We start from the raw sequence: 24367 nt of genomic DNA on the forward strand, positions 1-24367 counted from the left end.
GTTGATCAGCTCTCGCCGCCCGCGCTGCCGGTGGTGCCGGCGGTCACGTCGTGCAGGCGGTACTTGTCGATCGCCTGCTGGACGAGCGCGCCGTCGACCTTGCCCTGGCGGGCGAGCTGCTGCAGCGTCCGCACGACGACCGAGGGGCCGTCGATGTGGAAGAAGCGGCGAGCGGCCGGACGGGTGTCCGAGAAGCCGAAGCCGTCGGCGCCGAGCGTGGCGTAGTCGGTCGGCACGAACGGGCGGATCTGCTCCTGCACCAGGTGCATGAAGTCGCTCACGGCGACGACCGGACCCTCGGTGCCGAGCAGACGCTCGGTGACGAACGGCGTGCGGGCCGGCTCGTTCGGGTTGAGGAACGCCTGCTGCTCGGCGGCCACACCGTCGCGGTACAGCTCACCCCAGCTCGTGACGCTCCAGACGTCGGCCGACACGCCCCAGTCCTCGGCGAGGAGCTGCTGCGCCTCGAGGATCCACGGCACGGCGACACCGGACGCGAGCAGCTGGGCCTTCGGACCGTCGTGCTCGCTCGCCTTGAGCCGGTACATCCCCTTGAGGATGCCCTCGACGTCGACGCCCTCGGGTTCGGCCGGCTGCACCAGCGGCTCGTTGTAGACCGTCAGGTAGTACATGACGTTCGGGTCGGCGTGCTTCGGCGAGCCGTCCTCGTTCGTGCCGTACATGCGGTCGAGGCCGGCCTTGACGATGTGGCCGATCTCGTAGCCGTACGCCGGGTCGTACGAGACGACGGCCGGGTTCGTCGTGGCGAGGAGCGGCGAGTGACCGTCCGCGTGCTGCAGGCCCTCGCCCGTCAGCGTGGTGCGGCCGGCGGTCGCGCCGATCATGAATCCACGGGTCATCTGGTCGCCGGCGGCCCAGATGGCGTCGCCGGTGCGCTGGAACCCGAACATCGAGTAGAAGACGTAGACCGGGATGAGCGGCTCGCCCTGCGTCGAGTACGAGGTACCGACCGCGGTGAAGGCCGCGAGGGCCCCGGCCTCGTTGATGCCGACGTGGATGATCTGGCCCTGCGGGCTCTCCTTGTAGGCCAACAGGAGCTCGCGGTCGACCGACGTGTAGTGCTGGCCGTTCGGGTTGTAGATCTTCGCCGACGGGAAGTAGGCGTCCATGCCGAAGGTGCGTGCTTCGTCCGGGATGATCGGGACCACGCGGTCGCCGAAGTCGGGCGAGCGCAGCAGGTCCTTCAGCAGGCGCGCGAACGCCATGGTGGTGGCGACCTCCTGCTTGCCGGAGCCCTTCTTGACGACCTGGTACTTCGAGTCGTCCGGCAGCGTGAACTGCGTGTACTTCGTGCGACGTTCCGGAACGTAGCCACCGAGCGCGCGACGACGCTCGTGCATGTACTGGATTGCCTCGTCGTCGTTGCCCGGGTGGTAGTACGGCGGCGTGTAGGGGTTCTCCTCCAGCTGCGCGTCGGAGATCGGGATGCGCATCTCGTCGCGGAACTGCTTGAGGTTGTCGAGCGTGAGCTTCTTCATCTGGTGGGTCGCGTTGCGGCCCTCGAAGCTCGGGCCGAGGCCGTAGCCCTTGACCGTCTTCGCCAGGATGACGGTCGGCTGGCCCTTGTGCTCGGTCGCGGCCTTGAACGCGGCGTAGACCTTGCGGTAGTCGTGGCCACCGCGCTTGAGGTTCCAGATCTGGTCGTCGGTGTAGTCCTTGACGAGCTCGAGCGCCTTCGGGTCGCGCCCGAAGAAGTTCTCGCGCACGTAGGCACCGTTCTCGGCCTTGTACGTCTGGTAGTCGCCGTCCGGCGTCTGGTTCATCAGGTTGAGGAGCGCGCCCTCGGTGTCGCGGGCGAGCAGGTCGTCCCACTCGCGGCCCCAGACGACCTTGATGACGTTCCAGCCCGCACCGCGGAAGAACGCCTCGAGCTCCTGGATGATCTTGCCGTTGCCACGGACCGGGCCGTCGAGTCGCTGCAGGTTGCAGTTGATGACGAAGTTCAGGTTGTCGAGGCCGTCGTTCGCGGCGACCTGGAGCTGCCCGCGGGACTCGACCTCGTCCATCTCGCCGTCGCCCAGGAACGCCCACACCTGCTGGTCCATGGCGTCCTTGATGCCGCGGTTCGACAGGTACTTGGCCTGCTGCGCCTGGTAGATCGCGTTGATCGGGCCGATGCCCATCGACACGGTCGGGAACTGCCAGAAGTGCGGCATGAGGCGCGGGTGCGGGTACGACGACAGGCCGCCGCCGGCGTGCGACTTCTCCTGCCGGAACCCGTCGAGCTGGTCCTCGGAGAGGCGACCTTCCATGTACGCGCGGGCGTACATGCCGGGGGAGGCGTGGCCCTGGAAGAAGACCTGGTCGCCACCGGAGGGGTGGTCCTGCGCGCGGAAGAAGTGGTTGTAGCCGACCTCGTACATCGCGGCGCTCGACGCGTACGTCGAGATGTGGCCGCCGACCCCGATGCCGGGACGCTGTGCGCGGTGCACCGTGATGGCCGCGTTCCAGCGGATCCAGCGGCGGTACCGGCGCTCCAGCTCTTCGTCGCCGGGGAACTCCGGCTCGTTCTCCGGCGCGATGGTGTTCACGTAGTCCGTCGTCGGGACCATCGGCACACCGAGGTGCAGTTCCTTGGACCGCTTGAGCAGGCTCAGCATGATCTCGCGACCGCGCTGGTGTCCGTGGGTCTGGACCAGCCCGTCGAGGGACTCACGCCATTCGGCGGTCTCCTGCGGATCCTGGTCGTTCGCCCCGGCGCTGTACGGGTCCTGGTCGTTCACCGTCACCCTTGACCTCGTTCGTTCTCGTGGTGGTGGACATGGTGGCTCCGGTGGTCGGGTCGCGACCGGCTGGGGCCCCGTCCACTCTAGGCCCCAGGACCGACGCTGATGCTGATGGTGACGTGCAGGTGGACGGGTGCTTGCATTCGCGTGTCGTCGGCGTAGCATGGCCGATCGTGCACACGCGATCCGCGGCGCACGGACCCGACGGGCACACCCCACGCCCGAGGAAGAAGCACACGTAGCGATGGCACTGGAGATCGGCTCACTCGCGCCGGACTTCGAGCTCCCGAACCAGTTCGGTGAGCACGTCCGACTCAGCGACTTCCGCGGCAACCGCCCGGTCGCACTCGTCTTCTTCCCGCTGGCGTTCTCGTCCGGGTGCACGAACGAGCTCTGCACCCTGCAGGACAACATCACGATGTTCCAGGACCAGCGCATCGAGCTGCTCGGCATCTCGGTCGACTCGAAGGCGACGCTCCGCTCGTTCGCCGAGACGAACGGCTACGACTTCGAGCTGCTCGCCGACTTCTGGCCGCACGGCGCGGTCTCGAAGGAGTACGGCGTGTTCCTCGAGAACAAGGGCTTCGCCACCCGCGCGACCTTCGTCATCGACGTGCAGGGTCGGATCAAGGCCTCGATCATCACCGAGCCCGGCCTGCAGCGCGACGTCGCCGAGTACAAGGCGGCCCTCGACCGGCTCGCCGCCTGCTCGGCACCCGTCCCCGTCGGCTAGCGTTCCGAATCCCTCCTGACGGACGCGTCCGCGTCGACGGTCGGACAGGAGGCCCGGTGCACGCCATCGACACCGACCCGCGTGGTCACGGGGTCACCGCCGACGCCTACGCCCCGTACCCGGTGCGTGTCACGCCCGGCGCCTGGGGGCTGACCCGCACGGTCGTGGAGGCCCCGACCGGGCCCGTCGTGGTGCACCACCGCGCCGGCCCGGACCCGCTCCTGCTGCTGCACGGCGTCGCCGGGTCCTGGTCGACGTGGACGCCGCTGCTGCATGCCGCACAGGGCGTCCGCGACCGCGGGCTGGTGCTCGTCGACCTGCCCGGCTGGGGGTCCTCGCCGGCTCCCGACGGTCCGCTCGGGCTCGACGCCGTCACGGGTGCCGTGTCGGCGGTCCTCGGTGCGCTGGGCCTCGGCGCGGTCGACGTGGTCGGGCACTCCATGGGCGCGTTCGTCGGGTTGCACCTGGCGGTGGTGGCGCCCGAGCGGGTGCGGTCGCTCGCCCTGGTGTCCGGCACCACGGTCGCGACCGCCGGCGCGGCTCGGCACCCGGTGCGGGCGCTCGGCACCCTGCCGGCGTTCACCCTGCTGCGTGCGGGCCTCACGGTGACCGGTGGCGTCGCTCGTCCGCTGCTCCGGGGGATCGCCCGGATCGGTCTGTTGCCGCTCGTCGCCGCGCCGGTGTTCACGCACGTGCGACGACTGGACCCGAGCGTGCTCGAGGCCTTCGTCGAGGAGCTCCGGCCGGAGCAGTTCACCGAGGCAGCACGGTCGGCGGCGGCGTACGACGTCGACCGGTGGCGCGCGATCACCTGCCCGGTGACGGCGATCGCCGGGCGCGACGACGTGTTCGCCCGGGTCACGGACCTCGAGGCGCTGCGGGCGCTCGTGCCGCAGGTCCGGACGGTGCTGCTCGACGACTGCGGGCACTTCGCCCACGTCGAGCGTCCCGACGCCGTCGCGCGGGAGCTCGGCCTGCGCTGAGCCGGTCCAGCCGCGTCAGGTGTGGACGGGGAACGTCGTCGCGACGCGGGAGCGCACCTCGGCGACGACCGCCTCGCGCATCGTCGGGGAGAACAGCGCGTGGTCCCCGTCCTCGACGCGGACGACGGACACCGAGCCGCGACGGTCGTCACCGGGCCAGCGCCGGACGGCCTTCTGCCCACCGAGCCGATCGAACAGGGCGGCGTCCTCGGGAGCGACGATCACGACGACGTCGGTGCCGTGCTCGACGAGCGGGCGGACGTGGCCGACGACCCCGCCCATCCGGTCGCGACGGGCGATCCGGTCGCGGACGGCCTTCGGCACGAACCGGTTGTACCGCTCGCGCACCCACATCCGGGCGGGCGACGGGGCGTCGATCGCCCGGACCCCGTCGGCGTACGAGCCGGGCTCGGCCGGGACGCGACGGTAGTCGTTCGGGCTGATCTCGACGACCAGGCGCGGGGCCTCCTCGACGGCGCGGCCCGCGACCCAGGCGCCGGCGCACATGCCGACGAGCACGAGCCGGTCCGAGGGGGTGGCGAGTGCGGTGACGACGGCGGACTGGTCCTCGACCCACTCCTGCGCGAACAGGAAGCTCCGCTCGTCCTCGTGCACGCCGGTGCTCTCGCCGGTGGCACGACGGTCGACCCGGACGACCCGGGCGCCGTCGCGGGCGAGGGCGCGGGCGAGTTCGACCTGGTAGTCGGTGGCACCCACGCGGTGCTCGGCGCCGCCGCTGTGGAGCACGACGACGGGGGCGTCGTGGTGCTGGGCGGACGAGACGGTCTCGATCCCGAACAGGCCCTGTTCGCCGAGGTGGACGATCCGCTCCGACACGCGGCCGTCGACGTCGAGGACCTCGTCGAGGACGGGGGTGCGGACGGGCACGGCAGTCTCGGGTGCCCAGGTGTCGAGCCAGGCCACGACGGTGTCGACGGCGGCTCCGGGGATGCGGGCGTGGATGCTCGTGCCGTCGAGGAGCTCGGCGCTGCCGGTGACCTCGGTCACGTCGACGCCACCGAGGGGCTTCGGCGGCCGGGCACCCGGGCGGACGAGCGCGACGGTGGGCCCGGTGCGCGGGGTGAAGGCGAGGTCCGCGAGTGCGGCGGCCTCGTCGGGCTCGACGTCGAACCCGATCAGGCTCTCGACGCCGTCGACCACGCGGTCGGCACCGATCGTGATGGTCGCGAGGGCGCGCTGCCTGCGGAGCCACCCCTTGCCCGATGCCGGTGCGTCCCAGACGACGAGGCCGTCGGTGTCCGCGGCGGCGTTCGCCGCGACGAGGGCGGCCGAGGCCAGCCCGACGAACGCGACGCGCTGCACACCGGTCGTGCGGAGCACGGCGGCGGCGTGGCGCGCGGACCGGACCTGCGCGTCGGGCGTGGTGTCGGGTGCGCCGTCACCACGTCCGGACGGGTCGTAGCGCACCGAGGCGATGCCACGGGCCTCCAGGCGGTCGGCCAGCAGACGGAGCGTGCGGTACGCGATGACGCCCTCCTGCCCGAGCGGCGGGCAGATGACGACGCCGGCGCGCGCGGCGGCGGGGAGCTGGACCGCGGCGCGGATCGCCGGCGATCCGGACCAGCCGTGCAGCGTGGTCACAGGGCGAGGGCGGCGCGGGCGGACGCCGGCCAGGCGTCGAGGTCCGTGCCGTGGGCGGCGAACAGGGCGATGGTGATGCGTTCCAGGCCGAACGCGATGCAGGCGCTGTGCGCGACCTGTCCGTCCTCGGTGCGGAGGCCGAACGAGGTGCCGAAGTGGTCCTCGTGCAGGTTCGCGGAGCTGATCGCGGTGGCGTCGTGGTCGGGGCCGTAGACCTTCGTCACGAACTCGAACTTGAGCGCCTGCTCGACCTGGTTGCGGGCGAGCATCTGCCCGACGCGGCCGAAGAAGGGATCGTTGGCCGGGACGACGTCGATCTCGAGCCCGAACGACTCGAGCAGCGCGCGCATCACCGGGATGCTGCCGTCCCGGTGGGCCGCTGCGGACGCGGGGGTGCCGACGTGCACGAACTCGTGCATGTGGAAGGCCTGCAGGCGCATCGGGTCGAGCGAGGGCTCACGGCGGAAGGAGTCGCCGAGGACGTCGAAGAACCGGCCCTGCTGCGGCACGGTGTCGCCGATCAGGCCGTAGACCGGGTGGCAGACCGCGGGGGTGAGCATGAGGTCGGCCGGCTCGAGGAACCCCTCCCAGCGCTCACCGCGCTCGCGGGCGGCGAGCAGTGCGCGGTGGGTGCGGTCGTCACCGGTGAACCCGGAGATCGACGCGGCGAGGTCCGGGAACGACGCGATGTAGTCGGTGCGCTCGAAGGACGCGAGCGGCTCGACCGGCGGGAAGCGCAGGACCTCGGCGCCGAGGTGCTGCTGGCTGCGCACCGCTGCCGCGTCGACGGCGGCGTAGACGCGCTCGAAGACCCCGGTGCGGCCGTAGAGGCCGGGCGTGCCGAGGTCGAGGAGCACGCCGTCGGTGAGCAGCCGGGCGCGGAGGGCGGCGCGGGCGGCGTCGAGCGCGGCGGCGGTGTCCGCGGCGGCGCTGTCCGCGGTGGTGGTGTCGGTGCTGTGCGTGGTGGTGTCCGTGATCGTCACAGGATCACTCCCGTCATGATGGCCAGGTCGGCGTCGTTCTTGAGGAGACGGTCGTTGCTCACCATGACGGCGGCACCGTGGGCGTCTCGGAGGTGTCGGGCGATGCTCATCGGACCCGAGGCGGCATAGCCGGCGATCCCGACGATGCGCAGCGCCTTCGTGACGATGTCGGTGACGCGTTCGGACGCACCGATCTTCAGGGCGTTGGCGGCGAGGGCGTACGCGCTCGAGGCCAGCACGTCCGGGTCGTCGGCTGCGGCGTCGAACCGTTCGGCGGCGTGTCGCACCGAGTCGGCCAGGGCTTGCAGGTCGACCAGGAGCTCGGCCAGCCGCAGGGCACCGGGCGGGGTGGTCCCGACGGCGGCGCGGGCCTGCTTGCGGACGGCGCTGCGGGCACGTTCGGCGGACGAGACCGCGATGCCGAGCCAGACCGAGGCCCAGAGCACGTGCGACACCGGCAGGACCGTCTGGGCGGAGATCGCGGCGTAGTCGTCGCGGAACACCCGGTCGGTCGTCGTCTCGGTGTCGAGGATCCACCCGTTGCTGCACGTGCCGCGGAGCCCCATGGTGTCCCAGGTGGACGTCTGCGACAGGACCATCGTGTCGGTGCGGCAGATGAGCAGTCGCTGGTCCGACGCCGGGGCGTCCGGGTCGCGGCGGGCGGTGACGAACACCGCGTCGGCCTCGGTGGCGTACGAGATCACCGGCGCGTCCTTGCGCAGGCGGATCCGTCCGTCGTCGGTCGGCTCGATGGAACAGGTGGACCGCCGGGCGTCGCCGCCGACGCCGCGCTCGGTGGTGGCGGACGCGACGAGTGCCCCGCCCCGGACGGCCTCGATCGTCTCGAGCACGCCGGCACCGTCGCCGCCGTGCCGCCAGAGCGCCATGACCTGGCCCTGGTGCATCGCGAACACCATGCCGGTCGCGGCGCAGGCCCGGCCGAGTTCGGTCGCGATCGCGGAGAGCTCGGCCACGGAGGCTCCCTCGCCACCGTGCTCGGTCGGCACCGCTGCCGCGAGCAGGCCGTACTCCCGCATCGCGGCGATGGCCTCGCGCGGGGGCCGTGCGTCGCGGTCGACCTCGTCGGCGAACTGTGCGGCGACCTCGGCCACCGCGCTCGCACGCTCGGCGAAGCGGTCGACGACCGACGGTGCCGGCAGGACCAGGGTCACGAGGCGAGCTCCGCCGCGGCGGTGATCGACTCGACGCTCGCGAAGGTGGACCGGTTCAGCACCGAGTCGGGGAACTCGACGTCGAGGTCCGACTCCACCGCGAGCATCACGTTCACGGTGGCGTGCGAGGTCAGGCCGAGGGCGTAGAGGTCGGCGATCGACGCGACGTCCCACGCGTCGACCGTCAGCCGGCCGTGCTCGGCGAGGGCGCGACGGACGGCCCGGTCGGTGGCCGGGTCGGCGATCGTCGCGGTGGTGCTGGAGGGGTTCGGGTCCTGTTCCATGACTGCAACCGTAAAGAGGAACGGCCCTCGGGAAACCGCCGTGCGGGTGCGGAAAACCGCACCCCTGTCGGGAGCGCCGGGTCAGCGCTCCGAGAGGGCCACCGCCGTCGCCACCGCGAGCCCCCGTTCGTGTGCCAACGAGACCGCGATCGGGCCGCACCCGATCGACTCCGCCAGGGCCGCGGCCGCTCCGGACAGCTCGACCGTGGGGGCGCCACCGGGGTCGAGCACGACGGCGACGTCACGCAGCGGGATCGCCTGGTCCGGAGCCGGCCGGAGCAGCTTCACGACGGCCTCCTTGCCCGCGAACCGGGCAGCGAGGCGCTCCGGGTCGTCGCCGGTGTCGGTGCGCTCCCGCAGGGTGAACACCCGGTCCAGGTACCGCTCGCCGTGCGCCGTCACGGCGTCGACGACGTCCTCGACCGCTGCGAGGTCGGTGCCGGTGCGGATGGTCATCACGAGGAGCAGGCTACGCACCGGTTGTCCACAGTGCATGCCCTGACCGGCATGGGGGACACCGGGGGTTCGTATGATCGTCGCCAGGGACCACCGAGGGGGAACGATGGCATCACCGTGGACGGGCATCATCGAGGACGCGCGGCATTACCCGTCGCCGCACAACTCGCAACCGATCGTCGTGCGCGTCGAGGACGACCGCACCGCGACCGTGTTCTACGACCTGCGACGGGGGTTGCCGGCGGAGTCGTTCGGCATCCCGTTCGGGCACGTCTGCGCCGGGGTGTTCCTGGCCGGGCTCGACGTGGTGGCGCGGGCGCACGGGTTCACCGTGCAGGAACGGCTCGACCACGCCGAGATGGACTTCGGTCGACTCAGCGCTGGTGCGGACGACCGCTTGCACCTGCTGGGCACGGTGACGTTGCGTCCGCACGTGGTCACCGCGGACGACCGGGAGGCCCTGGCCGGTTTCCTCGCACGGCGCACCTCACGCAGGCCCTACGACGCAACGCTCGTCGACGCCACCGCGATCGAGGCCGCGTCCGCCATCGCGTCGGCGGCCGGGCAGCGCTTCCGCACCACGGACGACCGGGCCACCGTCGACGAGATCGTGCGCGTCAACCAGGAGACCCTGTTCGACGACCTGCAGCACGACGCCGTGCACGACGAGATCCTGCACTGGCTGCGGTTCTCGAAGCGACAGGCAGCGGCCACCGGTGACGGGCTGTCCGCGGAGACGATGCTCATGCCCGGCCCGGTGCTCCGGTTCGCCATGGAGCACCGCGGACTCTGGCAGGCCCCGGGCATCGGCGGGGTCTTCCGCAAGGTGTACCTGTCCACCATGCGGGGCGTCCGACAGCTCGCCTGGCTCGAGGGACCGTTCAGCACCCCGGCCGAGTACGTCGAGGCCGGACGGGTCTTCATGCGCATCTGGCTCGAGTTCTCCGCACGCGGCATCGCCATGCACCCCTTCGGCACCGTCATCACCAACCCGCGGTCACACGCCGCGTTCGTGGAACGCGCGGGCGTCGACGAGTCCGACGGGCGGATGGCCTGGATGCTGTTCCGCTTCGGACACAGCGACCCACCACCCCTGGCACACCGCCGACCCGCAGCAGCGATGACCGTCGGGGGGACCCGGTGAAGCGCGCAGCGGTGTTCTCGGTGGTGTGGGTGGTCGAGACCTTCGTCGCACTGTTCATGCCCCGTGTCGGCACCCACAAGCTCCTGCTCACGCCCGGCATCGAGCCGCTCCGCTGGACCCTCGGACGCTGGCGCGCCTGGCGGACCGCGGAACGGGCTGCGAAGCGGGTCCCCGCGTACCGAGCGTTCCTGGCGGAGTCCGGACGGGCCTCCAGGCTCGACACCCGTGGCGGGATCGCCGCGGCGATCTCGGGCCTCCCCGAGATGGACAAGGACTCCTACGTCAAGCGCTGGAGCATCCCCGAGCGCTGTATCGACGGACGCCTGCCCCGACGTGGCGTCGTCGTCGACGAGTCCAGCGGATCGAGCGGCACCCCGACCAGCTGGGTGCGTGGCCCTGACGAACGCCAGGCCACCCGACAGCTGCTGCAGCTCGGGTTCTCCCGCACCGCCAAGGACCTGTCCAAGCAGCCCTTCGTGCTCAACGCCTTCTCGCTCGGGGCCTGGGCCACCGGGATGAACGTGACCGCCTCGCTCACCGAGTCGTCCATGATCAAGTCGATCGGCCCGGACCGCGACAAGATCGTGCAGACGATGCGCGAGTTCGGTACCGACTTCACCTACATCATCTGCAGCTACCCACCGTTCCTGAAGGCCTTGTTCGAGGACGACCGGCTCGACTGGAGCCAGTACACGATCGTCGCCGCGTTCGGGGGCGAGGGCATCAGCGAGAACATGCGCGCCCACATCGAGCAGTACGCGCAGGCCGTGCTCGGCTCCTACGGGGCGAGCGACCTCGAGATCAACCTCGGCATCGAGACCCCGTTCAGCGTGCAGCTGCGCCGGGCGATCGCCGCCTCACCGGAACTCTCCGCCGCCCTGACCAAGCAGAGCGAGTACGGGGTGCTCCCGATGGTGTTCCAGTTCAACCCGTTCGGCTACCTGATCGAGACGAACGACCTCGGCGAACTCGTCGTGACCATCGCCCGCTCCGAGAACATCAGCCCCCGCATCCGCTACAACATCCACGACCGCGGACACGTCGTGCGGATGAAGGAACTCCGCTCCGTACTGCGTGCGACCGGACACGCGGCGCTCGCCGCCGAGGCCGAGCTCGACCTGCCGCTGCTGTTCCACTACGGCCGGTCCGACCTGTCCGTCGACTACAACGGGGCCGTCGTCGCACCGGACGTGGTGCGGGACGTCGTGTACGGCGACCCGGAGCTGCTCGAGGCCGTCGAGAACCACCGGCTGATCAGCTACGAGGACGACCACGGTGACCGGCAGCTGCACATCGCGTTCCAACTCGCCTCGGGTGCCGGCGGGTTCGACGCGGACACCGCTCGGGGCGACGTGATCGCCGAGCTGCGGCGGCTGAACAAGGACTTCTCGAACGCGATCCGCACGGCGCCGCCCGGCACGCTGCCGACGGTCGCGTTCTACCCGTACCGGACGGGGCCGTTCCGCGAGGACGGCAAGAAGCTCAAGAACGAGTACGTGTGGCAGCTGCCGGCCGGGTCGGTCGAGCAGTGGGACCTCGACCTGTCGTGGGTCGCGGCGAAGGAGGCCTGAGCCGAGCCGGTTCCGGCGCTAGTCGTACTGCGGGGGCCAGTCGAAGGGGGCCGGCAGGTGCGGGACCTCGCCGACGGTCGTGACGACGAGGACGACCTGGCGCAGGTCCGTCAGCTCGATGGAGCGCGGGTTGCCGATCCTCCGGTGTCCGTCGACCCACACCGTCAGTTCGCCGCGCAGACCACCGACGTGCTCCGGACCGAGCGAGACGCCCCACTCGTCGAAGAACTGCCCGAGCGTGAACGTCTGCTTCGTCGGGGACTCGACGTGCACGATGCCCGACGTGTCGTGCGTGTGGATCTCCGCGGCGAACTTCCGCTCGTCGGAGTGCCCGATGTTCGCCGGGACGGTCACCGGCTCGTCGCCGTCCAGGATCGCCAGGTGCGTGTGCACGTGCTCGGCCAGCCGTTCGCCCCAGACGTTCCGGAGCCCGGCGGACTCGGCGCGGGCCGTCAGGTCGGTCGGCCGTGGCCAGGGTGGAGCGTCGCGGGTGGTGTCCGCTCCAGGTGCGGCGCACCCGGACAGCAGCAGGAGTGCGGCCACCGCGACCGCGACGCTCCGCAGGTTCACCAGCGGTCGTGGACGCTCGCGCGGAACCACGTGTCGTACAGGTCGTGCACGGTGGCGTCGAGGCCCTCGATCGGCGGCAGGTCGCCGGCGGCGGCGTTCGACCGTGCCTGCTCCGGGTTGCGCGCGCCGGGGATCGCCGCGGTGACGCCGTCCTGCGCGATGATCCACGCGAGTGCCGCCTGCGGGACCGAGACGGCGTCCGGCAGGGACGCCGCGAAGGTGTGCGCGGCACGCACGCCGTCGTCGTAGTCGACGCCGCTGAAGGTCTCGCCCTGGTCGAAGGCCTCGCCGTGGCGGTTGTAGTTGCGGTGGTCGCCCTCGGCGAACGACGTGTCGGTGGTGTACTTGCCGGAGAGCAGACCCGAGGCCAACGGGACGCGCGCCAGGATGCCGACCCCTGCCTCCAGTGCGGCCGGCAGCACGCGGTCGAGCGGCTTGAGACGGAACGCGTTGAGGATGATCTGGACGCTCGCGACGCCGGGCCGGGCGATCGCGGTGAGGGCCTGGTCGGCGGTCTCGACGCTGACGCCGTAGGCGGCGATGGAGCCGTCGGCGACCAGCGCGTCGAGGGCGTCGTAGACGGCGTCGTCCTCGTAGACCGGGGTCGGCGGGCAGTGCAGCTGCACGAGGTCGAGGGTGTCCTGCCCGAGGTTCTTCCGCGAGCGGTCCACCCACTCGCGGAAGTTCGCGGCGACGTAGTTCTCGGGGACCTGGTCGGCGCGACGGCCCATCTTCGTGGTGATCGTCAGCGGCACGTCGGGGTTCGCGGCACGCCACGCGCCGATGAGCTGCTCGCTCCGGCCGTCGCCGTAGACGTCGGCGGTGTCGAACAGGGTGACGCCCGACTCGACGGAAGCGTCCATGACGGCGTTCGCGTCGGCTTCGGAGACGGGACCCCAGTCACCGCCGAACTGCCAGGTGCCGAGGCCGATGGGGGAGACGGAGCGGCCGGTGCGGCCGAGGGTGCGACTCTGCATGGATCCGAGCGTAGTCAGACGTGCGTGGGCGGGGTTCAGCCGATCGTCGAGACGCCGCGGCGCAGGAGCGCTCGCGCTGCCCGCGCGCGGGGGATGACCCAGACGGCTGCCCACAGGGCCATCGCGCTCCAGAGCAGGATGAGCATCGTCGTGATGAGCGTGCCGTGCTGGTCGCGCATCGACCACGTCATCGCGATCCACAGCACGCCCAGGACGACCTTGCCCCAGCCGGCGCCCTCGCGGTCGGCCTGGGCCTGGACGAGTGGGATCCACTGGTCGGCCGGCACGCCGTCGGGCACCTGGCCGTCGGCGATCCACTCGCGGACGACGATCGACCGTTCGTAGCCGCCCTCGGCGCGCCAGGCGCGGCGCTGCAGGACGACGGCGATCGCGGCACCAGCCACGGCGGTCGGGATGCCGGCCGAGACCAGGACGGTGGTGGTCGCCTCGGTCCACGAGGACAGGACCAACATGACCAGGACGACGGCGAAGGCCGCGCCCGTCACACCGGCGCCGAGCAGGCGGAGCCGCCCGGCTTCGTCGAGGACACCGACTCCGACACCGTTCACGGGGGAGAGCGTACCTGCGGTGATCGGGGGCCGGGGGCGTTCGTCAGCCCAGTGCCAGCAACCAGCACATGCCGGCGGCGGCGAAGGCCATCGCCCAGCTCACCAGGCTGCCGATCAGGAAGTACTCGGCCTGGTACCCGGTCGTCTCGCGGCGGATCTCGGGGAACCGGACGATCCCCTTCGCGGCGATCAGCGCGGCCACGACGGGGAAGGCGCCGGCCAACGAGAACCCGGCGAGCAGCAGGCGCTCGATCGGGCCGATCATGCGTCCGCCCTTGAGGGTGACCGTGCGGTCTGCGTCTGCGTCCGACGCCCTGCCGGTGCGTCGTCGGCCGAAGCGCTTCGGTCGGCCGGCTGCTGCCGCCGCCGCTGTGCGCTGGGCGTCCGGGGAGAGTTCTGCTGGCAGTGCCTGGGCGACGACCACGTTGGCCGAGTCGACCAGGAACAGTGCGGACCCGATGCCGGCGACGAGCGCCGCGAGCGGCACCGCTCCGACGAAGGCCGGGCCGGCGTCACGGTGCCAGTCGACCACGAAGCCGGACGCGTCGGCAGCCGGTGCCCAGAGCAGCAGCACGGCGACGGCGACCGCGAGCAGGACGGCCGGCCAGGACCCGGAGCGTCGGAGCCAGGGGAGTGCCCGATCGCGACCGCCGGGCGCGCCACCGGAGCGCACCGGGATCGTCGTCGCGACCCACAGGGCCGCGAGGACGACCGCGACCAGCACCGACCAGACGGCGAGGCCGAGGCCGAGCACCGCCACAGTCGTCACTGCGGCCCAGAGCAGGACGATCACCGTGGTGGTCAGCACGCGCCGTGGTGCGGCGTCCGTCCCGGTCCGTGCGCGGACGACGTCGGCGAGCCCGACGAGGGTCAGGAGGACTCCGGCGAGCATCAGCGGCCCCCGTCCCCGAGGACACGCAGGCCCTCGACCAGGGCGGCGACGCCCGACTTCTGCACGGACTGGGACACCGCCGACGGGGTGATCCCCTCGTCCGCGGCGATCTGTGCCTGCGTCCGGCCCTGCACCAGACCGAGTGCGATCCGGCGGGCGCGGGGTGCGAGTCGCGAGACGACGTGGTCGCGGCTGAGGAAGTAGGCGTTCACGAGTCGCTCCGTCGTTCCGTGGCGGTCGTCGGCGTCGTGGTACCAGGACCGCAGGAAGGCGGTCCGGCCGTCCTCGCGCCGGTGGGTCTCGTTGATGGCGTCCCGCGCCGACCACCAGCCCGGGCCGTCCTGCAGCGGTCCGGTGCCGCCGGTGCCGATCGTCCGGACCTGCCCGCGGCCGATCCCGAGGCGGATCTGCACGCTCGGGGGGAGTGCGAGGGTCGCCGCCGTCGTGGCCAGTAGCGCGTCGGTGAGCGTGGCGTAGATGACCTGGAACTCGTCGCCGACGGTGGCGCGGAGGGGGTCGAGTGCGGTGATGTCCGGGGTACTGTCGAACGCGTGCTCGACGTCCTGCTGGGCTGCGGGGCGGTCCTCGAGCGTGCGGGAGTCGATCAGGTCGACGATCACGGCGATCACGGGTTCGGACTGCATGGGTTAAGCGTAGAGCTTCATATCGTCGAAAGTAAGTCTGGGGCTAAACCATTTGGGGCGGCCACTCTCGCCGGCGCATGGGTCCGCGGCTGAAATGTCACCTTCTGGACGTCTGGCGTCGAACCTGACAGCATGGGCGGACGCTGTCGGAGGGGGACGAGCAGATGGATGGTGCACGACCGGTGACGGGTGTCGCCAGGGCGGGTTCGACCGAGGCCGCGGTGCGGCGGCAGTACGGTCCACCACCCGTGCCGTCGATCGCGTGGAGCGGGGGCCGCGGGGTGCTCGCCCTCGTCGTGCCGTTCACGGCCGGGCTGCTGCTGGCCGGGGTGGTGCTCCTGCTCGGCGTGCCGGGCGGTCGCGTCGCCCTGGTGAACGGTGCGTTCGCGGCGCTCGACGGGGCCGGGGTGCCCGTGGCCCTGCTCGCCGTGGGCACGGTCATCGCGGCGCTCGGGCTCGGTTTCGGGGTGACCGCAACCACCGTGGTCATGCTCGCGGCCACGGATGATGCGACCGCGGGGCCGCGCGACGCGTGGCGGTGGTCGGTCCACCACTGGCGGCTCGTCGTCGAGGCCGCTCTCGTCGCGTTGGTGGCGGTGGCGGCGGGGACAGCCACCGCCGTGTCGTGGCGGGCAAGTGTCTGGGGCACCGTCGTGATCGTCGTGGTGCTGGCGGTCGGTGTCGTCATCGTGGCGCCGCTGCTGCTCGGGTGGGCGTTGCTCGTGGCCGGTGTGCCCCGTCGATCGGCCTTCCGTCGTGCCTGGGGATCTGGTCGGGTCGTCGTCCGTGGTGGGCACGAGGCGACGGCGACGCCGCGCCGTGCGCTCGTCGGGGGAGCGGCGCTGGTGACGGTGCTCGGGGTCGGCGTCCTGCTGGTGCTGCGCCTGTTGCCGCCGTCCGCGGTGCGGAGCAGCGTCGTCGTTGCCTGGTGCTGCGTCGCCGCGACCGCTCTGGTGCTGGTCATCGTCGCGATCGCGGTGCGCGGCGCCGCCACGCGGAGCGAGGGTGGTTGGCTCCGGTCACCGCTGACGGGGGACCCGGTGGCCGGGGGACGACGGACGTGGCCCGGTCCCGTCGGAGCGGGCGTGTTGCTCGCGCCGGCGGTGATGTTCGCTGTGATCGTGTCGAGCAACCCGCTCGGGGTCGTGCAGTACGACGCCGCGTCGGTCGATGCGCGCTCCATCTCCGGTGGAGACGTCGCCGATGTCTCGGGGAAGACCGCTGTCGTGAACGCGCCGTACACACCGCAGAGCGGCCTGCGGATGTGTCGGCACGCATCGTGCGACGAGGCCACGGGGATGCCCAGCCGGACACTCGGATCCGCGGTCGGCAGCGCGGGTGACGGTGGGCTGCTCGCCGCCCAGTGGAGGGTGCGGTTCGACGGTGAGGAAGCGAAGCAGTACGAGCTCGAGGTCGTGCACTCACGGCCGGGCCAACTCGATGCGACGCCGAAGTCGGACGGTCCCGCCTGGCCGGCGGGAAGACGGGCGGAGAAGCGCGACACCGACGACGAGCCGCCGGCCGTCGATCGCCCGGAAGGGCGACGCACCACGGTCGCTGCCGTCGACATCGTGGATGCCGACCGGGACCGCGTCAGCTACTGGATGACCGACGTCGCAGTCGCGAGTTCCGGCGATCGGCCGGTGGTGGCCGGGATCGCCCGCGGCGGTGAACCGGAAGGACGCTCGCACCTGGTCGCCGTGTTCTGCGAGGACGTGTCCTGCGTCGAACACACGGTTCGGCAGGTGGCGCTGCCGTGGATCCCGCCGCTGGACCACCAGGGTGTGGACGTCGCCGTCGCGCCGGACGGCACCGCGGTGGTCTCGCTGGTGTCGGAGACCGACGCTCGTTCGCCGACCTTCACCGCCCTTCGGCTCGTGTCATTCAGCCCGGACGGCGGCCAGCCCGTCGTCCGCGACCTGTCGCACGCGATCCCGCCGGGGGAGCCGGTCCGGGCGTGGGACGAGGCGTACGACGCACGGGGGGCGATCGGCGGCGACGGGAACCCGGTCGTGCTCGCGCGGTCGAACGGTGTCTCGACCCAACGACTGACGTTCTGCGCGGATGCGTCGTGCTCGTCGTCGTCACACACGGACATCACGCCGAACGGGCCGACGAACCTGCTTCCGGCGTTCGTCGTCGACCGATCGGGGCGGCCACTCGTCGCGGTCCGTGACGAGGAACGCGGCACTCTGGGACTGCTCTCGTGCCGTGATGCGCGGTGCACCACTTCCGAGCAGACGACGATCGCCCGGTTCCCGCGGGTGCAGGACGAACGTTCGAGCACCAGCACGCTGGCGATCGGCCTCAGCGCCGACGACACCCCGATCGTGCTGTCCGGGGGCGTTCCGGAGGACCGGGACGAGGACGCGAAGGGACTCGTGATCCGCTGCGACCGACCCCGGTGCGGGGTGTCGTGACGTGCCTGCTCGGTTCGACGACGATCGAGCGCTGACGCCCTAGGATCGTGGTGAGGGCCTTTAGCTCAGCTGGTAGAGCGCCACGTTTACACCGTGGATGTCGTCGGTTCGATCCCGGCAGGGCCCACCGTCAAGTGGTCAGATCGGTCCGTGCTGCGGCTGCATCACGAGGTACGCGATCCGGATCGAGACCGTGGTGCAGCAACGTCCGCTACCGAGACGTTGGCGGCTTCGGGCGGTCGGAACTCGTATGCTCCGACCATGGGGATGAACAAGGAACAGCAGCTCGCGGCGATCGTCGGGGGTCTGGTTGCAGTGTTCGCCGGCCTCGGTGTGATCGTCGCCTCGGCAACGGGGCTCCTCAGCTCGTAGGCGATCGCCGCCGCATCCACCGCGCCGCCGACCGGATCGCCGCTGTCCCGTTCTCTGCCTCGGTAGGACGTCCGGTCCCCGACCGCGCTCCCGCAGGGGACGGTTGGCGTTCCGACGTCCTGGCCCTCGCACTGGGGAGCTTCGCCCGCCCGCCCTCCTGATCCACGGGTCCGAAACATCCTCACGCAATTGATTTGAGGAGTGGACCCGTATGCCGATGACGACACTGCAGCAGGCCTCGTCCGCTCCGACCGGGGCGCTCGAGTCTCCGGTCCGTCGACGGAACCCAGTGAGGGAGCAGCACGCTTTCGCTCCGCCGGCGGCGCCAGCGCGAGTGGCTCCTGGCGCCGTGGACGATCGCGCGTTCGCGATGATCGTCGGGCGGAACGCTGCTCTGCTCCGAACGATCGCCGTGCGGATCCTCCGCGGGTCCAGCGAAGCCGACGACGTCGTGCAGGAGACCTTCATCGCCGCGTGGACCCATCTCGAAGAGCTGCGCGACGCTGGCGCGGTCACGGGGTGGCTCGTGACCACGGTCCGACGCCGGAGCTTCGATCGCCTCCAGAGCGCTGCGACGCGGTACCGGACGCAACTCGATGAGACGGCTCCTGTGTCCATCGACAACGCCCCCGGGGGCCGTTGCGGAGCGAGCATCGCTGGTCGCAGCGGCACGGCTGGTCATCGACGACATGGCGCCGATGCAGCGACGGTGTTGGGAGTTGCGCCATCTCGAGCGTCGGTCCTACGCCGAGATCGCCGAGGCGCTGGGTCTGCCGCACTCGACCGTGCGTGGTCACATCGCGCGTGCTCGAGCGGTGGTCGATCGTTCTCTCGCCAGCTGGCGGTGAGGCCGCGAGGGCGATCCATCAGGGGCTCCGGCCTGGCAGGGGTTTCACCGGCTCTCGTGCGGCGGAGACGTGCGCTCTCAGGAGTCGTCGGCGGCCAGGATCGAGGCCGTCGCCGCTGGCCACAGCGCATCCAGCCGCGGCCCCCATGGTTCTGCCATCACCCCACTCTGGCGAAGCGCTATCACCTCCGACAGGGAGACCCAGCGCCAATCCATCACCTCGGTCGGATCCGCTCGGACCGCTGAACCACTCGGCTCCTGCACGACGAAGAGGTCCACGAGCGCCGTCTCCTCGGTGAAGCGGCCGACGCGGCGCAGAGCTTCGGGCTCGACGGTGACGTTGGTCTCCTCGAGCAGCTCTCGGCACGCAGCTGCAGGACCAGTCTCGCCTGCGAGCGCGCTCCCACCGGGGAACTCCCACCCGAAGGCGAACTCCTTCGTCGGAGCCCGCTGCGTGAGCAGGGCGGTTCCGTCGGCTCGGTGGACGCACACCGTGACCACCAGATGGAACGCCCCGCCCGGCCAACCCGCGTCACCGCGCCGGAACGTCCCACCCGTCGGCACCCCGGCCGCGTCAACAAGATCCCACCACTCGTCCACACCGCCAGCGTAGGAGCCGGCACGCGGAACCTCGAGACGCGGTGTCCGGCAGCGGATCGCTACCGGCCGCCGGAACGACGCGCTGCTCGGGCTCGCCGTCGCTCATTCACGCCGTGCACGCCACTCGGCGTCCTGCTGATCCTGCAGTGGGCTCCGGCCCGTGCTTCCGCGAGCGGCGAGGAAGACCGGCACGACGACGACAACCCTCGGTCAGCCGCGGTCTCGCGCCATCCCGGCCTCGGTGTTGCGGGCGCCGACGACGACACCGTGCGGTGCGGCCGCCTCGATGCGATCCAGGTCGCCGGCGGTGAGCACCACGTCGGCAGCGGCGACGTTCTCCTCGACACGCGATGCCCTCGTGGTGCCGGGGATCGGCACGGTACCGGCCTGGATCAGCCACGCGAGGGCGAGCTGCGCCGTGGTGACGCCCTTCTCGTCTGCGATGACCTTGAGCGCGTCGACGATGCGGAGGTTCGCGTCGATGGCTTCGTCGGAGAACCGGGGGAGGTTCCGTCGGGCGTCGCCGGCGGGGAGGCCGTCCTTCCGGGTGATGTTGCCGGACAGGAACCCCCGACCGAGCGGCGAGAAGGGCACGAACCCGATGCCGAGCTCCCTGGCGGTGTCGAGGACGCCGTTGTGTTCGGCGTCACGCTCGAACAGGCTGTACTCCGACTGGATCGCGGTGATCGGGAACGTCGCGTGCGCACGGCGGAGGGTCTCGGCGGAGGTCTCCGAGACGCCGATGGCACGGGCCTTGCCCGCGGTGACCGCTTCACCCATCGCGCCGATGGTCTCCTCGATCGGCACGTTCGGGTCGGCGCGGTGCAGGTACCAGAGGTCGACGTGGTCGGTGCCGAGGTGGCTGAGGGAGCGGTCGATCGCGCGGCGTGCGTGCTCCGGGGACCCGTCGAGTCCGATCGGGGTGCCGTCGTCGGCGAAGTCGGTGGCGAACTTCGAGGCGACGACCACGCGGCCCCGGTCGGCGCCGAGGGCCCGGCCGAGCAGCTCCTCGTTCGCGAACGGCCCGTACGCCTCTGCCGTGTCGAACAGGGTGATCCCCGTGTCGAGTGCGCGGCGGATGGTCTCGACGGATCCGGCTTCGGTGGCACCACCGTAGAAGGCGCTCATCCCCATGCACCCGAGCCCGAGTGCGGACGTGACGAGGCCTTGCGAGCCGAGGGGGAGTTGCTGCACGGGAGTTCTCCGTTCTTCTCCGGGGAGGACCCGGGCGAGGACGACGATCCACCCTGGTGCGCACACCATGTCAAGTGCGAGACTGCGCCCTGTGCTGCTTCCCGAGGTCCACGTCGTCGAACCGGTGACGATCGGCGTCGCGGCGGACGTGCTGGGCATCACCATCGACACGATCCGCTACTACGAGAAGGAAGGCATCGCGCCCGCGCCCGACCGTGGTCCGGATGGCTGGCGGCGGTACGACACGGCGGCGCTGCGCTGGCTCGCCGGGACGGTGATGCTCCGCGGTACGGGGATGAACGTGCAGGAGATGCGTGAGTACGCGGCCGCGTACCGAGCCGGTGCCGATGACGCCGAACGACTCGCGCTCCTCGAGCGCCACCACGCGGTCGTGCTGGAGCGACAGGGGGAACTGCTCCGTCACCTGGCCGCGTTGGAACGGAAGATCGACGCCTACCGCCAGTCGATCACCGACGGGAATGTGCGACCGTCGGGCGGATCGGCTGCCTGAAGACCTCGTCCGGTCGCCGGGCCTCCGGCCCAGGCCGAGCAGCGGGCCGCAGGCCGCGGAGCAGGAGTCGGCGTGCCGGAACCTCGACCGCGTCATGCAGGACGGTCGCGACGGCCATCGCGACCACCAACGCGAGCAGGGCCAGGAGTGCGCTGGTGACGGCTCCGGCGGCCGCGCCCCGGGGTCGGAAGGCCAGCACGGCGTCGATCGTCAGGAGATGGACGAGGTAGAACGCGAACGACCTGCTCCCCAGGTGCACCAGCAGCGGAGACGACAGGCCGGTGGAGCGTCCTTCGGTGTCCGCCCTGGCGAGCGCGGGCAGGAGCAGGGAGAACCCCACGACCGTGCAGCCGGTCAGCGCGAAGCCCGAGGTGGGATGCAGGTCTGCGGCGAGGAGTCCTGCGACCGTCAGCAGGACGGGGACCGCGAGTCGTGGTCCACGCCAGGCGCCGGAGCGCACCAGGGCAGCGGCCAGGACGCCGAGCAGGAACTCCGGGAACCGTGCCGGTGGCCAGCTCGCCGGGACGGGAGAACCGGGCAGATGCGGCACGAGCACCGGTGCGACCAGGACGAGGACGGCTGCGAGCACGGCGAGGGCCGTGAGCACGGCAGGGTGAGCGCGTCGGATCGGTCGGATGAGGAACGGGAACGTCAGGTAGAAGAACGCTTCGCAGGCGAGGGACCACGACACCGGGTTCCCGGCTTGCCACCACGGGGCGTGCCAGGCGTTGACGAGCAGGACGTTCGCCACGAGGGCTGCCGGCGACGCCGTCCGGATGCTCGGCATGAGTGTCGCTCCCACGACGATCGCGGCGAGGACGGCGACCAGGTGCAGCGGCCAGATCCGCGCGGCACGGCGGTACCAGAAGTGCAGTGCTGCTCGCAGCGGTCCTGCGCGCTCCCCGTCGGTGCGGTCCGACCAGGCCAGCACGAAGCCGGAGAGCATGAAGAACAGCGAGACGCCGGTGTCGCCGCTGCCGACGACGGCGCTCAGGGTCGTCTGCGCGTTCCCCTCGAAGTACCCGAGGTTCCGCACATGGTAGGCGAAGACCCCGAACGCAGCGACCCAGCGCAGGCCGGTCAACGACGGCAGGACAGGGTTCTCGAGCGCGGGGTCGGTTCTGGACATGCCCACATCGGAACAGTCGGCACGTCAGCCGAGCGTCTGGTCGAGCGCATACGCTCCGCATACATCCGATCTGCTGTGCTGACCGGGTCCGGATCGGCCGGGGCAGCGAGGAGCGACGTGCGGGTACTGGTGGTGGAGGACGAGCCGTTCCTGGCGGAGGCGATCCGCGCGGGCCTGCGGCTCGAAGCGATCGCCGCCGACACGGTGGGCGACGGCTTCGCCGCGCTCGATCAGCTGGCCGTCCACGCGTACGACGTGGTCGTGCTCGACCGGGACATCCCCGGTCTGCACGGCGACGAGGTCTGTGCCCGGATCGTCGCTGACCCGGAATCGCCGAGCGTCCTCATGTTGACGGCGTCGACGACACTCGCGGAGCGGGTCCACGGCCTCCAGCTCGGAGCCGACGACTACCTGGGGAAGCCCTTCGACTTCGAGGAGCTCGTGGCACGGCTCCGCGCGCTCAACCGGCGAGCACGTCGCGCGGTCGCCCCGGTCCTCGAGACGGCTGGCCTCCGGCTCGATCCCTTCCGACGTGAGGCCTACCGCGACGGCCGCTACCTGCGCCTGGGGCGGAAGGAGTTCGCGGTCCTCGAGGTCCTGCTGCGTGCCGACGGCGGCGTCGTGAGTGCCGAGCAGCTGCTCGAGCAGGTGTGGGACGAGCACGCTGACCCGTTCACCAACGCGGTCCGGCTGACCATATCCACGCTGCGCAAGAAGCTCGGCAGCCCCGATGCCATCCGGACGTTCCCCGGTGTCGGGTACGCGGTGGCACAGGGGCCTGTGCGCGAGGGCCACGAAGCATGAGGGTCCCCGCGCTGCACCGTCTGTCGATCCGGGCGCGGCTCACCCTGACCTACACGGCGCTGATCCTGCTCACCGGCGCCGTCATGCTCGCGGTCGTCTTCGCAGTCCTCGCCATCGTCCCCGGCTACGCGTTCACGGCAGGCCCGTTCCCCTACGGGTCGACGCACGACGTGTACGAGATCACCGGCCGGGACGACGTCCTTCGCCTCTTCGTCATCGTCTCGGTCCCGGCGCTGCTCGTGGTCGGGGGCATCGGTGGTGTCGTCAGCTGGCTCGTCGCGGGCAGACTCCTCCGCCCGCTGCGCGACATCATCACGACCGCCGACCGGCTCGGTGCCGGGACGCTGGACGCCCGGGTGGACGTCTCCGGGCCACCGGACGAGATTCGCGACGTCGGTGCGACGCTGAACCGGATGCTCGGCCGCCTGGAGACCGCCTTCGTCAGTCGGTCGCGGTTCGCGGCGAACGCCTCGCACGAACTCCGGACCCCGCTCGCCACGATGAAGACGATGCTCCAGGTCGCCCTCCGCACGCCCGACGGTCCGGACCGGACGCAGACCCTCGAACGGCTGCTCGTCACCACGGACCAGATGATCCGGATGACGACGGCGCTCCTCGACCTGGCACGGGGGGACGAACCCATCGACGCGCGCCCGGTGTCGCTCCGCGACGAGGTCGCGGCCGCGCTGCTGGCAGTGGACGCGGAACGCCTCGCCCGGCGGATCGTCGTGTCGGTCCAGCTCGACGACGTCGTCGTGCTGGGCAACCGACCGCTGCTCGGGCAACTCGTCGGCAACCTGATCCGCAACGCCGTGGTCCACAACGTCTCCGGCGGGAGCCTGCGGGTGGTGCTCGACGATCGGTCGTCCGAGCTCCGCGTCGAGAACGACGGCGAGGTGATCCCGGCCGACGAGGCGGACGAGCTGACGGAGCCGTTCCGCCGCCGCCACCGCACGCGGACGAACGGGAGCGGGCACGGGCTCGGCCTGCCGCTCGTGGCGATGATCGCGACCGTGCACGGTGCGGAGCTGACCCTGACGCCGCGCGCTGCCGGCGGGTTGACCGCTTCGGCCCGCTTCCCGGAACGGCAGCCACCATATCCGGAAGGATCCGACCGATCGTCGCCCCGGGTCCTCGGCGATCACCCTGGCGTCCGGTAGCGT

Annotated in this window: 23 protein-coding genes, 1 tRNA gene and 1 pseudogene; 11 read left to right on the forward strand and 14 right to left on the reverse strand. The window is 71.3% G+C overall.

What is annotated here, in order from left to right; translation table 11 throughout:
- Positions 1-5 precede the first annotated feature (5 nt).
- Complete coding sequence (aceE, locus tag DEI96_RS07930) at positions 6-2750, reverse strand: pyruvate dehydrogenase (acetyl-transferring), homodimeric type (RefSeq protein WP_111023004.1); 2745 nt, start codon at positions 2748-2750, stop codon at positions 6-8.
- A 241-nt stretch (positions 2751-2991) separates the two neighbouring features.
- On the opposite strand from aceE, the gene DEI96_RS07935 reads away from it, so the two are divergent.
- On the forward strand, positions 2992-3480 hold the full coding sequence (locus tag DEI96_RS07935) for a peroxiredoxin (RefSeq protein WP_071248033.1): 489 nt from the start codon (positions 2992-2994) through the stop codon (positions 3478-3480).
- Between the two features lie 56 nt (positions 3481-3536).
- On the forward strand, positions 3537-4463 hold the full coding sequence (locus DEI96_RS07940) for an alpha/beta fold hydrolase (RefSeq protein ID WP_181440509.1): 927 nt from the start codon (positions 3537-3539) through the stop codon (positions 4461-4463).
- A 15-nt stretch (positions 4464-4478) separates the two neighbouring features.
- Here DEI96_RS07940 and DEI96_RS07945 read toward each other — a convergent pair whose 3' ends face one another.
- The 5 genes from DEI96_RS07945 to DEI96_RS07965 form a co-directional block, all read right to left on the reverse strand.
- Positions 4479-6065, reverse strand: a complete 1587-nt coding sequence (locus tag DEI96_RS07945; protein WP_111023003.1) for an alpha/beta fold hydrolase — start codon at positions 6063-6065, stop codon at positions 4479-4481.
- Positions 6062-7048, reverse strand: a complete 987-nt coding sequence (locus tag DEI96_RS07950) for an amino acid--[acyl-carrier-protein] ligase (protein WP_220039115.1) — start codon at positions 7046-7048, stop codon at positions 6062-6064. The genes DEI96_RS07945 and DEI96_RS07950 overlap by 4 nt, the downstream gene beginning before the upstream one ends.
- A complete protein-coding gene (locus DEI96_RS07955; protein ID WP_071405339.1) occupies positions 7045-8220 on the reverse strand; it encodes an acyl-CoA dehydrogenase family protein in 1176 nt (391 codons plus the stop codon). The genes DEI96_RS07950 and DEI96_RS07955 overlap by 4 nt, the downstream gene beginning before the upstream one ends.
- Positions 8217-8504, reverse strand: coding sequence for an acyl carrier protein (locus DEI96_RS07960; protein ID WP_051596691.1), 288 nt, complete (start codon positions 8502-8504; stop codon positions 8217-8219). Before DEI96_RS07960 ends, DEI96_RS07955 begins: the two co-directional genes overlap by 4 nt.
- A gap of 81 nt (positions 8505-8585) precedes the next feature.
- The gene (locus DEI96_RS07965; protein ID WP_163343737.1) at positions 8586-8960 is read right to left on the reverse strand and encodes a holo-ACP synthase; all 375 of its coding nucleotides are present in this window, start codon (positions 8958-8960) and stop codon (positions 8586-8588) included.
- Positions 8961-9066: 106 nt separating this feature from the next.
- Between DEI96_RS07965 and DEI96_RS07970 the strand changes: the two genes are divergently transcribed.
- Positions 9067-10104 (forward strand): nitroreductase family protein, encoded by a 1038-nt coding sequence (locus DEI96_RS07970; RefSeq protein ID WP_111023002.1) that lies wholly within the window; start codon positions 9067-9069, stop codon positions 10102-10104.
- On the forward strand, positions 10101-11675 hold the full coding sequence (locus DEI96_RS07975; protein ID WP_258372775.1) for a phenylacetate--CoA ligase family protein: 1575 nt from the start codon (positions 10101-10103) through the stop codon (positions 11673-11675). The genes DEI96_RS07970 and DEI96_RS07975 overlap by 4 nt, the downstream gene beginning before the upstream one ends.
- An 18-nt stretch (positions 11676-11693) precedes the next feature.
- On the opposite strand, the gene DEI96_RS07980 is transcribed toward DEI96_RS07975, so the two are convergent.
- From DEI96_RS07980 to DEI96_RS08000, 5 genes are read right to left on the reverse strand one after another with little or no spacing between them, the layout of a single operon-like run.
- Positions 11694-12245 (reverse strand): hypothetical protein, encoded by a 552-nt coding sequence (locus tag DEI96_RS07980; protein ID WP_111023001.1) that lies wholly within the window; start codon positions 12243-12245, stop codon positions 11694-11696.
- Positions 12242-13222 (reverse strand): aldo/keto reductase, encoded by a 981-nt coding sequence (locus DEI96_RS07985; protein WP_111023000.1) that lies wholly within the window; start codon positions 13220-13222, stop codon positions 12242-12244. The genes DEI96_RS07980 and DEI96_RS07985 overlap by 4 nt, the downstream gene beginning before the upstream one ends.
- Before the next feature lie 35 nt (positions 13223-13257).
- Complete coding sequence (locus tag DEI96_RS07990) at positions 13258-13791, reverse strand: hypothetical protein (protein ID WP_111022999.1); 534 nt, start codon at positions 13789-13791, stop codon at positions 13258-13260.
- 43 nt (positions 13792-13834) lie between these two features.
- Positions 13835-14683, reverse strand: a complete 849-nt coding sequence (locus DEI96_RS07995) for a hypothetical protein (RefSeq protein WP_111022998.1) — start codon at positions 14681-14683, stop codon at positions 13835-13837.
- Complete coding sequence (locus DEI96_RS08000) at positions 14683-15327, reverse strand: SatD family protein (RefSeq protein WP_111022997.1); 645 nt, start codon at positions 15325-15327, stop codon at positions 14683-14685. Before DEI96_RS08000 ends, DEI96_RS07995 begins: the two co-directional genes overlap by 1 nt.
- Positions 15328-15575: 248 nt before the next feature.
- Between DEI96_RS08000 and DEI96_RS08005 the strand changes: the two genes are divergently transcribed.
- The 4 genes and pseudogenes from DEI96_RS08005 (at position 15576) to DEI96_RS18075 (ending at position 18967) form a co-directional block, all read left to right on the forward strand.
- Positions 15576-17747 carry a hypothetical protein gene (locus DEI96_RS08005; RefSeq protein ID WP_146246892.1) on the forward strand — a complete coding sequence of 724 codons (2172 nt, stop codon included), beginning with the start codon at positions 15576-15578 and terminating at the stop codon, positions 17745-17747.
- Between the two features lie 54 nt (positions 17748-17801).
- Positions 17802-17874 (forward strand) — tRNA-Val (locus DEI96_RS08010).
- 615 nt (positions 17875-18489) lie between these two features.
- Positions 18490-18681, forward strand: a pseudogene (locus DEI96_RS18070) (RNA polymerase sigma factor); the annotation flags it as partial.
- A 127-nt stretch (positions 18682-18808) separates the two neighbouring features.
- The gene (locus DEI96_RS18075) at positions 18809-18967 is read left to right on the forward strand and encodes an RNA polymerase sigma factor (RefSeq protein ID WP_181440508.1); all 159 of its coding nucleotides are present in this window, start codon (positions 18809-18811) and stop codon (positions 18965-18967) included.
- A 77-nt stretch (positions 18968-19044) separates the two neighbouring features.
- Here the strand turns inward: DEI96_RS18075 and DEI96_RS08015 are convergent, their stop codons facing one another.
- Positions 19045-19566 (reverse strand): NUDIX hydrolase, encoded by a 522-nt coding sequence (locus tag DEI96_RS08015; protein ID WP_181440507.1) that lies wholly within the window; start codon positions 19564-19566, stop codon positions 19045-19047.
- Between the two features lie 210 nt (positions 19567-19776).
- Positions 19777-20760, reverse strand: a complete 984-nt coding sequence (locus DEI96_RS08020) for an aldo/keto reductase (RefSeq protein WP_111022993.1) — start codon at positions 20758-20760, stop codon at positions 19777-19779.
- A 91-nt stretch (positions 20761-20851) separates the two neighbouring features.
- On the opposite strand from DEI96_RS08020, the gene DEI96_RS08025 reads away from it, so the two are divergent.
- Complete coding sequence (locus tag DEI96_RS08025; RefSeq protein WP_181440506.1) at positions 20852-21271, forward strand: MerR family transcriptional regulator; 420 nt, start codon at positions 20852-20854, stop codon at positions 21269-21271.
- Here DEI96_RS08025 and DEI96_RS08030 read toward each other — a convergent pair.
- Positions 21228-22400, reverse strand: coding sequence for an acyltransferase family protein (locus DEI96_RS08030; protein ID WP_111022992.1), 1173 nt, complete (start codon positions 22398-22400; stop codon positions 21228-21230). The genes DEI96_RS08025 and DEI96_RS08030 overlap by 44 nt on opposite strands.
- Positions 22401-22517: 117 nt before the next feature.
- On the opposite strand from DEI96_RS08030, the gene DEI96_RS08035 reads away from it, so the two are divergent.
- Positions 22518-23204 (forward strand): response regulator transcription factor, encoded by a 687-nt coding sequence (locus DEI96_RS08035; protein WP_111023019.1) that lies wholly within the window; start codon positions 22518-22520, stop codon positions 23202-23204.
- On the forward strand, positions 23201-24364 hold the full coding sequence (locus tag DEI96_RS08040) for a sensor histidine kinase (protein ID WP_111022991.1): 1164 nt from the start codon (positions 23201-23203) through the stop codon (positions 24362-24364). Before DEI96_RS08035 ends, DEI96_RS08040 begins: the two co-directional genes overlap by 4 nt.
- The last annotated feature ends 3 nt before the right edge of the window (positions 24365-24367 follow it).

Origin of the sequence: Curtobacterium sp. MCLR17_031 (genome assembly GCF_003234775.2) — a bacterium.
In the GTDB taxonomy this organism is placed as follows: Bacteria; Actinomycetota; Actinomycetes; order Actinomycetales; family Microbacteriaceae; genus Curtobacterium; species Curtobacterium flaccumfaciens.

What these genes read in the sequence shown, in the direction of transcription:
- DEI96_RS07970 (WP_111023002.1), top strand. Translation starts at nt 9,067, where the DNA reads ATGGCATCACCGTGGACGGGCATCATCGAGGACGCGCGGCATTACCCG.
- DEI96_RS07960 (WP_051596691.1), bottom strand. Translation starts at nt 8,504, where the DNA reads ATGGAACAGGACCCGAACCCCTCCAGCACCACCGCGACGATCGCCGAC.
- DEI96_RS07935 (WP_071248033.1), top strand. Translation starts at nt 2,992, where the DNA reads ATGGCACTGGAGATCGGCTCACTCGCGCCGGACTTCGAGCTCCCGAAC.
- DEI96_RS18075 (WP_181440508.1), top strand. Translation starts at nt 18,809, where the DNA reads ATGGCGCCGATGCAGCGACGGTGTTGGGAGTTGCGCCATCTCGAGCGT.
- DEI96_RS07995 (WP_111022998.1), bottom strand. Translation starts at nt 14,683, where the DNA reads ATGCTCGCCGGAGTCCTCCTGACCCTCGTCGGGCTCGCCGACGTCGTC.
- DEI96_RS08040 (WP_111022991.1), top strand. Translation starts at nt 23,201, where the DNA reads ATGAGGGTCCCCGCGCTGCACCGTCTGTCGATCCGGGCGCGGCTCACC.
- DEI96_RS08000 (WP_111022997.1), bottom strand. Translation starts at nt 15,327, where the DNA reads ATGCAGTCCGAACCCGTGATCGCCGTGATCGTCGACCTGATCGACTCC.
- DEI96_RS07965 (WP_163343737.1), bottom strand. Translation starts at nt 8,960, where the DNA reads ATGACCATCCGCACCGGCACCGACCTCGCAGCGGTCGAGGACGTCGTC.
- DEI96_RS07985 (WP_111023000.1), bottom strand. Translation starts at nt 13,222, where the DNA reads ATGCAGAGTCGCACCCTCGGCCGCACCGGCCGCTCCGTCTCCCCCATC.
- DEI96_RS08030 (WP_111022992.1), bottom strand. Translation starts at nt 22,400, where the DNA reads ATGTCCAGAACCGACCCCGCGCTCGAGAACCCTGTCCTGCCGTCGTTG.